This window comes from Collimonas fungivorans Ter331, from assembly GCF_000221045.1.
In the GTDB taxonomy this organism is placed as follows: Bacteria; Pseudomonadota; Gammaproteobacteria; order Burkholderiales; family Burkholderiaceae_D; genus Collimonas; species Collimonas fungivorans_A.
The window spans coordinates 2,325,844-2,336,785 of sequence record NC_015856.1 but is presented as its reverse complement, the minus strand read 5'-3'; the positions used below and the strand labels follow the sequence as shown (position 1 = coordinate 2,336,785).

Below are 10,942 nucleotides of genomic sequence, written 5' to 3'. Positions count from 1 at the left end.
TGCAATCAGGATTTGACTTCTTGCGGTTTATAGGAATAAGCGGTGTAGCGATAGCGTCCGGTATTGCCGTATCCGTATCTGCGGGTATCGAGCCGCAGGCCGTTGAAGATCACGCCCTTTGCGTGGACTCCGGTCTGCGCCAGGCGCTTCATGGATTCGACGATTTCACCCAGCTTGGTGGTCTCGGCGCGGGCAACCAGGAATGCCGTGCCGGCCAGGGCCGCCAGGATGCCGGTATCGGAAGCGGCCAGCACCGGCGGCGTATCGATCAGCACCAGGTCGTAGGCGGCGGAAAATTCTTGCAGCAGCTCGGACATGCGGCCGACCAGGAACAGCTCGGCCGGATTCGGCGGCAAGGTGCCGGTGGAAATGAAATCCAGGTTCGGCACGATGGCTTTGTGTATCGCATCGCTCGGCTTGCTGCTGCCGGAAATCAGTTCGGACAGGCCTTTGCCGCGTCCCATGCCGAAATACTGGTTGAGATGGCCTTTGCGCAGGTCGGCGTCGATCAGCAGCACGCGTTTGCCGGAAGAGGCAATCACCGCAGCCAGGTTGGCCGAGATGAACGATTTGCCGACCCCGGGCGCAGGCCCGGTCAGCAGCACGATGTTGTTATGCGCTTCCAGCATGGCGAACTGCAGCGCGGTGCGCAGGCTGCGCAGGCTTTCAATCGCCGTGTCGTGGGGATCGGACACCGCCAGCAGCGCCATCTCCTTGGATTTCGCCTTGATCTTGACATTTAGCTGCTGCTGGGCGTCGCTCAACGGCACGGTGGAATACACGCTCAGGCCGGCATGGCGCTCGATGTCTTCAGGATTGCTGATGCCGCCATACAGGATATTGCGCAATATCGCCGTCACCACACCGAAGAACAGGCCGAGCAGCAGCGCCAGCGCAAACACCAGCGGCTTTTTCGGGATGACAGGGATTTCCGGAAGCGCGGCGGAATCGACCACGCGCACGTTGCCGATCTTGCCCGCCTTGAGCAGTTTCAGCTGCTGGATATTATTCAACAAACCGGTATACAAGCTGGTGTTGACGGTGACATCGCGCATCAGGCGCAATACGTCCTGCTCGCTGTTCGGCAACGTCTTGATGCGGCCGGATATCTTGCCCTGCTCGCTCTGCAGCGCGCCGATCTGGCGATCGATGGCCAGGATCGACGGATGCGAGTCGGCAAAACGCGTCGAAAGGTCCTTGCGCTTCTGCCTCAGTTCCAGGATCTGGGTGTCGGTCGATACCGATTGCTGCAGCACCAGCTTGGCTTCTTCGCCCATGTCGATGGTGCCGACCTTCTCCCGCAAGGCGTTGTACAGGTTTTCCGCCTTGTCCAGCTCTGTCTTCAGTTCCGGCAGCTGGCCATCCAGGAAATCCAGCGACTTGGTAGCCTCGGCCGATTTGCGCTCGACGTTCTGCTGCACGTACTGGCGGCCGATTTCATTCATGGTCGCGCTCACCAGGTAAGGATCCGGCCCCAGCAGCTCGGCGCCGATGACGCCGGACTGTTTGCCTTTTTCAGCGATATTCAGCTGGTCTTGCAAATCCTGTATGGTCTTCAGGCGGGAATTGCGCACCAGCTTGAACACGATGCCAGGCTTGGCCTGCATTTGCGCCACATGCAGTTCGATCACGCCGGCGCTCACGGTGAATTTTTCGGTCTTGCCGACCACGCCTTCAAACACCTGGTCGAACGCCGAACTGGCCAGGCTGTAGCGACCCTTGCCGAGATTGGTCAGCTTGAACGTTTCGGTTTCCAGCACCTGCGGCACATTGAACACGTCGGCATCGATCTTTTCGCTGCCCCAGGCGTAGCCGCCCATGCCGAACAGGCCGGGCTCGGACAGGTCCAGGTTATGGCGCGCAATCAGGGCGCCGATGATGGGGAAGTACTTCGGCCCCTGGTCGATGAACAGATGCAGGTTGTCGACGCTCCTGGAGACCACCAGGCGCGAGCCGAGGATTTCTATTTCCGCCGGCGCGGTGGATTTGACATCGAACATCGCCGACATGTCGGCCAGCATGTTGCTGGCGGCGGCGCTGGGAGAATTGTCTTCCACCTGCACCAGGATGTCGGCTTTGTAGATAGGCGTTCCCAGGAAGGCGTACAAAGCGCCAAGCAGCAAAAAGCCGGCGGTAATCAAGCCGATCAGCCAGCGATTGTCCAACAGAATATCGAGAATGGCCGCTAGGCTGATTTCCTCATGCTTGTCGGTGAAATGTTGTTGCAGCGGATTGAGTGAAGTCATGGATTATTCAGCTGGTTGGCAAATATTGATATGAGGTACTGACCACGTGCATGGCTGGCGGTGCATCGATCGCACGCCCCGCCCGCCCTGGCCGCCGCTAATTGACCGAATCGATGCGCTTTACCCAATCGGCCACGCCCTGTTCGATCAGGCGCAGGCAACTCTCGAACTCATCGCGCGGGCGCTTGTAGGGATCGAACACGTCGAACTGGCTGAACTGCCCGAGCCGGAACAATTTGCCGCGCGTGGTCGGGTATTGTTTTTCAATATGCTGTTTCTGTTCGATATCCATCACCAGGATCAGGTCGGAGGAGTCGCACAGCCACGACTGCAGCTGCTGCGCCCGGTGATCGCTGATGTCGATATCGCACTGCTTCATCAGTTCGATCGAATACGGCGCGGCGGGCTGCCCTATCAGCGCGCCGATGCCGGCCGAACGGCAATGCAGGCCCGGCAATTGTTTGGCGAACAGCGCTGCCGCCATGGGGCTGCGGCAGATGTTGCCTATGCAGACGACGAGGATGGATTTGATCAATTTTTCTTGTCCACAGCGTTACGCGAATTGACCGCGGTAGTAGAAGTGCCGACCAGCAGCGCAAACACGCGGCTGAAACGGACCAGGCCCGGGGCATCGACATACACCACGTCCTTGGCCTGCAGCGGGAAGTTTTCCGCCAGCGCCATGCCGACCGGTGATTTGCTGTCCAGGTGGAATACCTTGGGCATGGTGCCGTCGGGCGCCGCCCGCACCACATAGATGGCGCTTGGATCGCTGGTGTTGGCGTCGACGCCGCCGGCGCCGCTCAAGGCATCGCTCAGGCTAAGCCGGCCGTTGCTGCGCAAGGGCAGCAGACCTGGGCTGCGCACTTCGCCGGACACCGATACCTGGTTGTCGCTCAGCGGCGCGATCCGCAGCACGTCGTTGTTTTGCATGAGGATGTCGGATGGGCTGAGATTGCGCGCAATCAGGTCCGGCAAGCTGATTTGATAACTCTTGGCGCCGCGCACCAGCGTGATCCGGCTGGCGTCGCCGCTCGGCGGTATGCCGCCGGCCTGGTTGATCGCTTCCGACAGGGTCATCGGCACATCGCTCATCTGCTTGACCCCGGCCGAACGCACTTCGCCGTCGACGTAGATCTTCTGGCTGCGATAACCGATCACGCGCAGGGTAATCTGCGGATCGCGTATATATTTGGAGAGCAGCCCGCGCAGCTTCTTTTGCGCCTCTACTTCGGTGTATCCTTCCGCTTTGAACAGGCCGACGTAGGGGAACTGCACCTCGCCCTCGTTGCTGATCACGTAGCCGGGCAGCGTCTGCGCCGTCATGCCGCTGTTCGACAGGTTGCCGGTCGCGCCCAAGGTATAAGTAAGATTAGGGACCACCAGTTCAGGATGGTCCCAGACGATGATCGACAAGATATCGGCCGGCCCCATGCGATACGGCTGCGGCTTGCCGACCAGTTCCCGGTACTGTTCGCCCTGCCCGGCTTGGCGGACGCGCTCGGCGTTTTCCTGCTGCACCAGCTTGAGGGTGATCGGGGTGATCACGGGCACCGATTCAGGGTCGCTTGCGTCCAACGGCGAATACGAATCGAATTTCATGCCTGGGGCAAACGCACAACCACCCAGTGCAAACACGAGAGTTAGCAGCAATATTTTTTTCAATTTAATTCACACCGATCCAATTTAACGTGCGCAGCTCAAGCCAATTTAGGCAGCTATGCGAATTTAAAATCAAAAAAACAACAAAAATCGTTTAAAATCACATAAATACCGATTTCAACGATTTTATAGTATTTTTTATTTGGATGACCAGTGATAATTTGCTGCAAGTGCAAATAAATGCATTTCGGCCTGCAGCAAGCGCCGGAACCCCTGAGGCCGATGCAAATCAAAGGCTGGCAAGTGTTCAATTAATTAATAAAAATGCGTTTGATAAAATACGTTTGATAAAATGCATCACCTAATCCGGCACCACCTAACTCTCTAACCGCCCAATGTCAGCAGTGAAACTCAATCAAAGCGACGTCACTACGCAAGAAGCAGCCAAGCTGCTGGGAATATCCGTCACATCAGTCCAGCAGCTGGTAGAACGTGGAGTTCTGGTAGCCTGGAAGACCCAAGGCGGCCACCGCCGCATTCCGCGCGAGGCGATCGATGCGCTGAAGGCCGAACGCAGCGATTTGCTGACAGACCGGGGCAGGAGCGCGCCATCATCGACCTTGAGCGCCCTGATCGTCGAAGACAACGCGTTGCAGCGCATGGTGTACGAGAAGCAGATCGCTTCCTGGGATATCGCGCTGGAGACCCGCTTTTGTGAAAACGGCTACCAGGCATTGGTGGAAATCGCCCAGCGCAAGTACGATATCCTGCTGCTCGATATCGTCATGGAAGGCATCGACGGTTATGAAATTGTCAAAACGGTGCTCGCCAATCCCGACCTCAGGCATATCGACATCGCCGTCCTCACTACCCTCAGCAGGGAAGACCTGGATGCGCGCGGCGGCTTGCCTGATGAAGTCCTGTTTTTCCAGAAACCTATCGTATTCGAAGAGCTGCGCGGCTTCATGCGCGGCTGCGCGGCGCGCAAGGCGCGCCAGGCTCGTGTAGCATCGCCTGCTTGAACCAACTGACCTCGAAGTAAAAAATAGCGCGGATCAGCGCATATCAACCTGCTGGTATCGCAGGAGACCGGTATTGGCCGCTATTGGGCATTGAGTTTTATGTTTTCTTGGATGGGTATTACCAAAGTCGGCGGCAGCACCATCATGCTTCCCGCCGCCGTTGCGATTGCAGCGTGGCTGCTGGCGGCGCGCGCGCAACGTCTGTTCTGGGCCTGGTGCCTGCTGTTCGGTTCGGCTTTGCTGTTGGTGGCCGCCTCGAAGATCGCGTTTGTCGGCTGGGGCATAGGCATAGACGAACTCGACTTCACGGGCTTCAGCGGCCATGCAATGCGTTCGGCGGCGATCATCCCCCTGCTCTTCTATTTTCTTTTCCAGCAGAAAACCACCATGACCCGGCAGCTTGCGGCTGTGTCAGGAATGGCTTTTGCGGCCTTGATCAGCCTGTCGCGCGTGGTGCTGGATTTTCACTCGGTCTCGGAAGCGCTCAGCGGATGGGTGCTGGGCAGCGCGGTCAGCCTTGCGTTCATCTGGTGCGCCGAAACCTTGCCTAAGCCGGTGCTGAACCGCACCTTGATGGGCGTCAGTTTTGTGCTGCTGCTGGCGGCCTCTTTCGCGCGGCCGATCCCGACCCAGCTGTTGATCGACAAGGCGGCGCTATTGTTGTCGGGCCACTCGGCGCTGGCCGCCGAAAGCCGCCGCCATGCTGCCGAAAAATGCTGCAGCCCGGCGCCGAACCAGCCGGCGCCCTGAACATTCAATACTGGAGTTCCAGGCTCTCCAGCTCCGCCAGGAAGTCGCGCACCTCATCCAGGGTCAGCATGATTTCATTTTGCAGCTCGAGGATTTTTTCCGCGGTGCAGACCCGTTTTTTCCGGTTGAATTCGATCTCGATCTGATCCAGCAAACGCACCGCGGCATCGGCGCCCGAGATGAGCAGCGTGCCTTTGAGGGCGTGGCATTCCTGCGTCGTGGCGCTGACATTCCCGGCTTGCACGGCCGATTTCAACCGCGCGAACTGCTCGCCGCCGACCTGCAGGAACAGCTTGCACAGGTCGACAAAAACACTCTTGTCATTATAAGAATGTTTTAAAAACATCTCTGGGCTGAAGTGATGGCAGATATGAGATTGCATGGTAGGCGGCTGGTTATTTTCCTGAAACGCCAAATTGAGACAGCGCTTCAACTGGCAGGATCCACTGCTGCCAGGATCTGGACACGGGTCGCCGGCTTGATGACTACGGCATCGAAACCTGCCGCCCGGATCGACAACAACTCCTCCTCCATCGCAAAGGCGGTATACGCCACCATGCGGGGAACCACCATGTGACTGCCTTCCTTGACCAGGCGGCAGAATTCTTTACCGTTTATATCGCGCATGCCGACATCGGTCAACACCACATCGACTGTATTTTTCTCCAGATACCGCAAAGCCTCGGAGGCTCCGGCAAACACGTGAACCGTATACCCCGCCCTGGTCAGGATGATCCTGGCGAGGTTGCTGTTGAGAGGATTGTCATCCACTACCAATATGTTTTTCATTCACACCTAATCACTGTAAAGCCTTGTTCAAATCGGCAGCGTGAAGGCAAATATGGAACCTTTGCCAACCCGCGACCGTACGGCGATGGTGCCGCCCATGAATTTCACCAATTCCTTGGCCAGCGCCAGGCCCAGCCCGCTGCCGGCCTGGGCCCGCATGTCCGAGCCGTCCACCTGCGCAAATTTTTCAAAGATGATGCGCTGCAGTTCCGCCGGAATGCCTTCGCCGGTATCCACCACCCGGAATATCAGCACGCCGTCGCCCTGCAGCACGCGCACCGTTACCGCCCCCTGGTCCGTATATTTCAGCGCGTTGTGGATCAGGTTGTTGAGCACCCTGATCAGCTTGCCGCGGTCGCAGGCAAATTCGACCGGCAGCGCCGGACTCAGCACCAGCCTCAAGGCAATCCCCTTGCGCATCGCGGTAGATGCATGGCTGGCAACAATTTTCTGCATCACCTCGCGCAAATTTTCGGTGGCAATGAATACTTCCATTTTCCCCGCCGCGATCCGCTCCAGATCAAGCACGGTATTGACCAGCAATAACAAGTGCGTGCCGCTGTCGTGTATTGCCTGCGCAAAATGTTGCTCGTCGGTTCCGACCAGATCTTCGCGCAACAGTTCCGCATAACCCAAAATTCCATTCAGCGGCGTACGCAATTCATGCGACATATTCGCGAGAAACTGCGACTTTGCCTGGTTGGCCAGCGTCGCCACCCGCCCCGTGCTCACCAGGCCGTTCGCCATGAACAGGATGAAGACGGTAAACACCACCACCACCCCGGTTGAAAATGCCGCCAGCACGTAACCGCGAAAACGGTTGTTATAAAAGGGCTGCATCGCCTCTTCGACCGAAATGCCGACAAGCACCATCAGCGGATAATTTTCCAGGTGACGATAGGCATAGGTCCGCCGCTTGCCGTCGACCACGCCGTTGCTGGTCAGGTAGCCTTGCTTGTGCTGCTTCATCACGGCGAACGATGGCCTGCCGGAAAAATCCATGCCGATCGCCTTGGCGCCGTCCGGTTCGCGCGCCTTGATCGTGCCTTCGTCGCCGACCACGCTGATTGCGCCACCCTGGCCGACATTGATCTGGTGATAAAACCGTGTCACCGCTTCGTTGCTGATCGAAACGCCGACTACGCCGCTGAAGCTGCCGTCGGGCCGGTTGAGGCGCCGGCTGGCTTGCATCGACCAGTCTCCCGAGACGCGGTCGCGCACCGGCTTGACAAGGAACAGCAGCTGGCCGGAATCATGCCCCCGGTGCAATTGCATGTGTCCGGCGATGAGTTCGTCGTTGAGCACGATATCGTCGTTGGCGTAAACCTGCTTCCCGTGCTCGTCAAGAATGAAGAAACGATTGGCGAGATTACCTTGCATCAGCCATGCATCCCGGTATTCAGGATTGTTCATTTTTGCGCCGAAACGCTCGTACTGGTATTTCAGCAGGTCGCTGGCTTCGTCGGCCTGTTCGATCACGTGGCTGATGTTTTCATCGAACGCCCGTGCTACGTTCTGGGCGTCGCGCCCTACCTTTTCCAGCTCGCGCTGCGTTTCGCTGGCTTCGTCATATAAGGTAACCACCCATATGCATGCGATTAATGCACTTGCAAAAAATAAGATCGCAAGCCGGATATCCGACCGGCGCGGCAATGCTATTGCTACATCTGACTTCTGTATTTTTTTCAGCACGGCGGTAAAACTAAAATCGGTCATTGGCAAAACAACCATTGAAATACGTTGTCATTAAAAAAAGACTTTCTGTTTCTTGTATTGGCTCGCTCCCAGAGCGAGGAAATGTGTCGCTCCGGACCCCACAGACAGAGCGTGTTGCCCGCCTATGGTTCAATTTTGCCAGCCAAGAAATAATTGCCGCACTGCAATAATAATATAATAGCCCATCTTTTTACACCTGTCAGAATTGTCAGCGGCAGCGTGCGCCCGCATTGAAGATGCTTGCAATTTGAAAACGAAAAGACTACTTTCTTGACTAAGCAGAGTCACAGAAAAATTATTCAAATTGCAGCGTTTATTTGAAGGAATGCCTGATGAAAACCGTCGCACAGATTCTCAAGACCAAGCAGAACCAGACCGTCTACACGATTGCTCCAGACGCCAAGGTGTTCGACGCCATCAAGATGATGTCGGACAAGAGCGTCGGGGCGCTGCTGGTGACGGTGCAGGGAAAAATCGTCGGCATCGTCACGGAACGCGACTACGCCAGGAAGATGATACTCAAAGGCCGTTCGTCAACCGACACTTCGGTGAGCGACATCATGACCTCCTCCGTCATGTACGTGCGGCTGGACGACACCAATGAACAATGCATGGCGCTGATGACCGAGAACCGCCTGCGCCACCTGCCGATCCTGGACGACGACAAGCTGGTCGGCATCATCTCCATCGGCGACCTGGTGAAAGACATCATCTCGGAACAGCAATTCATCATCCAACAGCTCGAGCACTACATCATGGGACATCCGGCCTGACCGGTTCAGATATATATTGGAAGCAGCCTGCTGCAAGCTGCATATTGGAAGTTGCCTACCACTTGGTGGCCTCAGATGAAACACTGGCTAGTCCTGCCTCTATGTCTCCTGCTCGGCGCCTGCGCCACCTCGCCGCGGGCGTCGCGCGACGATCGCCTGTTCAGCGACCAGCTGTTTTCCGCGCCCTCGCAGCGCGTCAGCGCCGAGGACGTTTTTGCTGTCAGCCACGCCATGCGCCAATACCTGGCCACCGATGAAAACGCCCACCAGATGCGCACCAAGGGCATACAGCAAGGCTTGTTCGATGCGCTGTACAGCAAGGGCCAGCTGCAGCTGGAATACAGCTCCGAACACACGCGCAATGCCGCCCAGACCTTCGCCGCCCGCAGCGGCAACTGCCTGTCGCTGGTGATCATGACCGCCGCCTTCGCCAAGGAATTGGGGCTGCCGGTACGCTACCAGAGCATACTCATGGATCAGGCCTGGAGCCGCAATGCAGACCTCTATTTTGCCAGCGGCCACGTCAATCTCACCCTCGGCAAGCGGCCGAGCGCCATCCGCACGCCGCTTGACCAGAGCCGCCTGATGACCATCGATTTCCTGCCGCCAGAAGATACCGCAGGCCAGCGCAGGGAAGAGATCGAAGAGAACACCGTGGTGGCCATGTACATGAATAACCAGGCGGCTGAAGCCTTGTCCATGCACCAGCTGGATGACGCCTACTGGTGGGCGCGCGAAGCGATCAGGCAAGACGCCAATTTCCTCGCTTCCTACAACACGCTGGGAGTGATCTACCGGCGCCACGGCAATTTGCAGGAAGCCGAGCACACCTTCCGCCAGGTGTCCGAGCGCGAGCCGGAAAACACGGTGGTCATGTTCAACCTGATCGGCGTTCTCAACGACCTGGGCAAATCCGCGGAATCGAAACTGCTGGCGGCCAGGCTGGCGCAATTGCAGCCTGAAGCGCCTTTCCAGGCATTCAGCCTGGGCATGGCGGCAATGCGCGCCGGCGATTTCAAGGCCGCCAAAATGCACTTCAGCAGGGAAATTGCGCGCGATCCCTACTATCATGAATTCCAGTACTGGATGGGTATTGCCTGCCTGCGCCTGGGCGACATGGAACAGGCTGTCAAGCATTTGAGCATCGCCATGCAAAACAGCTCCACCGGCAACGATCACGACCTGTATGCGGCCAAGCTTGACCGCGTCAAGTCGTACCGCGCGCCGCTATCGGTTCATTGAGCGGCGCTGCCGCAGATTGGCGGCAGCGGCCTCCGACTGCGCCCGGCGCTGCGCCAGCATGGGGGCGGCCAAGGTGCGCACCTGCTGCACCACGGCAGGTCCGGCCAGGCTTGGCGTGCCGCTGCGGAACGGCGGCTGTGGATCGTATTCAAGCAATAATTCCAGGCGCCCGGCGAGTTCATCGCCGCGCAGCGTCGCGACCACCGTGAGCGCGAAATCCATGCCGGAGGTCACGCCGGCTCCAGTAATGCGGTTGCGGTCGACCACCACTCTCTGCTGTTGCGCAACGACGCCAAACAGGCCGAGCTGGTCGATCGACATCCAATGGCAGGTCGCCTTGTAACCTTGCAGCAATCCGGCCGCGGCCAGCAGCAGCGAACCGGTGCAGACCGAGGTCACATACGCGGCGCTCCTCCCGGTCGCCGCCAGATAGCCGATCATGGCTGGATTTGTCATCTGCGCATTCTGCCCCGGTCCGCCGGGCACAAACAGCAGGTCCGGCTGGGCGCCGCCGGCAAAAGTGTGGGTCGGCAGCAGGCGTAAACCGGTGTCCGAAATCACCGGCTCCAAGCTCTCCGCCACGACGTCGACCTGGGCGCCGGGAATCCGCGCCAGCACCTCGAACGGCGCGCTGAAATCGAGCTGGGTCATGCCCTGGAAAATCACCATGGCTATGCGCAGCGGTTTTGCGGTCGGCGCCACAGCTTGCGGCAGCGTTTCTGCAGCAGTCGCGGCGCGGCTAATCGCGGGCGCGGCAGCAACGCCGGCGGCAAGGGTCTTGAGGGCATTACGACGATTCATT

General features: G+C 58.2%; 11 protein-coding genes. 4 read left to right on the top strand and 7 right to left on the bottom strand.

Going from position 1 to position 10,942, the window contains the following annotated elements; genetic code table 11:
* Positions 1-5: 5 nt before the first annotated feature.
* The 3 genes from CFU_RS10275 to CFU_RS10265 all read right to left on the bottom strand — a co-directional run bounded on the left by CFU_RS10275 (position 6) and on the right by CFU_RS10265 (position 3,899).
* Complete coding sequence (locus tag CFU_RS10275; RefSeq protein WP_014005976.1) at positions 6-2,246, bottom strand: polysaccharide biosynthesis tyrosine autokinase; 2,241 nt, start codon at positions 2,244-2,246, stop codon at positions 6-8.
* Positions 2,247-2,343: 97 nt separating this feature from the next.
* Positions 2,344-2,781: a low molecular weight protein-tyrosine-phosphatase gene (locus CFU_RS10270; protein ID WP_014005975.1), complete on the bottom strand. Its 438-nt coding sequence runs from the start codon at positions 2,779-2,781 to the stop codon at positions 2,344-2,346.
* Positions 2,778-3,899, bottom strand: coding sequence for a polysaccharide biosynthesis/export family protein (locus CFU_RS10265; protein ID WP_238531428.1), 1,122 nt, complete (start codon positions 3,897-3,899; stop codon positions 2,778-2,780). The genes CFU_RS10270 and CFU_RS10265 overlap by 4 nt, the downstream gene beginning before the upstream one ends.
* A 344-nt stretch (positions 3,900-4,243) precedes the next feature.
* On the opposite strand from CFU_RS10265, the gene CFU_RS10260 reads away from it, so the two are divergent.
* Entirely contained in the window at positions 4,244-4,870 is a 627-nt protein-coding gene (locus tag CFU_RS10260; protein WP_014005972.1) for a helix-turn-helix domain-containing protein, read from the top strand.
* 111 nt (positions 4,871-4,981) lie between these two features.
* Positions 4,982-5,620, top strand: a complete 639-nt coding sequence (locus CFU_RS10255; protein WP_050808543.1) for a phosphatase PAP2 family protein — start codon at positions 4,982-4,984, stop codon at positions 5,618-5,620.
* Positions 5,621-5,624: 4 nt separating this feature from the next.
* Here CFU_RS10255 and CFU_RS10250 read toward each other — a convergent pair whose 3' ends face one another.
* The 3 genes from CFU_RS10250 to CFU_RS10240 form a co-directional block, all read right to left on the bottom strand.
* Entirely contained in the window at positions 5,625-5,966 is a 342-nt protein-coding gene (locus tag CFU_RS10250; protein ID WP_041741690.1) for an Hpt domain-containing protein, read from the bottom strand.
* Positions 5,967-6,049: 83 nt separating this feature from the next.
* The gene (locus tag CFU_RS10245) at positions 6,050-6,409 is read right to left on the bottom strand and encodes a response regulator (protein ID WP_014005969.1); all 360 of its coding nucleotides are present in this window, start codon (positions 6,407-6,409) and stop codon (positions 6,050-6,052) included.
* A 27-nt stretch (positions 6,410-6,436) separates the two neighbouring features.
* A complete protein-coding gene (locus CFU_RS10240; protein ID WP_190275243.1) occupies positions 6,437-7,993 on the bottom strand; it encodes a sensor histidine kinase in 1,557 nt (518 codons plus the stop codon).
* Between the two features lie 464 nt (positions 7,994-8,457).
* Between CFU_RS10240 and CFU_RS10235 the strand changes: the two genes are divergently transcribed.
* Together CFU_RS10235 and CFU_RS10230 are read left to right on the top strand one after the other, a co-directional pair.
* A complete protein-coding gene (locus tag CFU_RS10235) occupies positions 8,458-8,898 on the top strand; it encodes a CBS domain-containing protein (protein WP_041741689.1) in 441 nt (146 codons plus the stop codon).
* Between the two features lie 75 nt (positions 8,899-8,973).
* Positions 8,974-10,140, top strand: a complete 1,167-nt coding sequence (locus CFU_RS10230; RefSeq protein WP_041741687.1) for a tetratricopeptide repeat protein — start codon at positions 8,974-8,976, stop codon at positions 10,138-10,140.
* Here CFU_RS10230 and CFU_RS10225 read toward each other — a convergent pair.
* On the bottom strand, positions 10,126-10,941 hold the full coding sequence (locus CFU_RS10225) for a DJ-1/PfpI family protein (RefSeq protein WP_014005965.1): 816 nt from the start codon (positions 10,939-10,941) through the stop codon (positions 10,126-10,128). The two genes, CFU_RS10230 and CFU_RS10225, sit on opposite strands and share 15 nt — an antisense overlap.
* Between the last annotated feature and the right edge of the window lies 1 nt (position 10,942).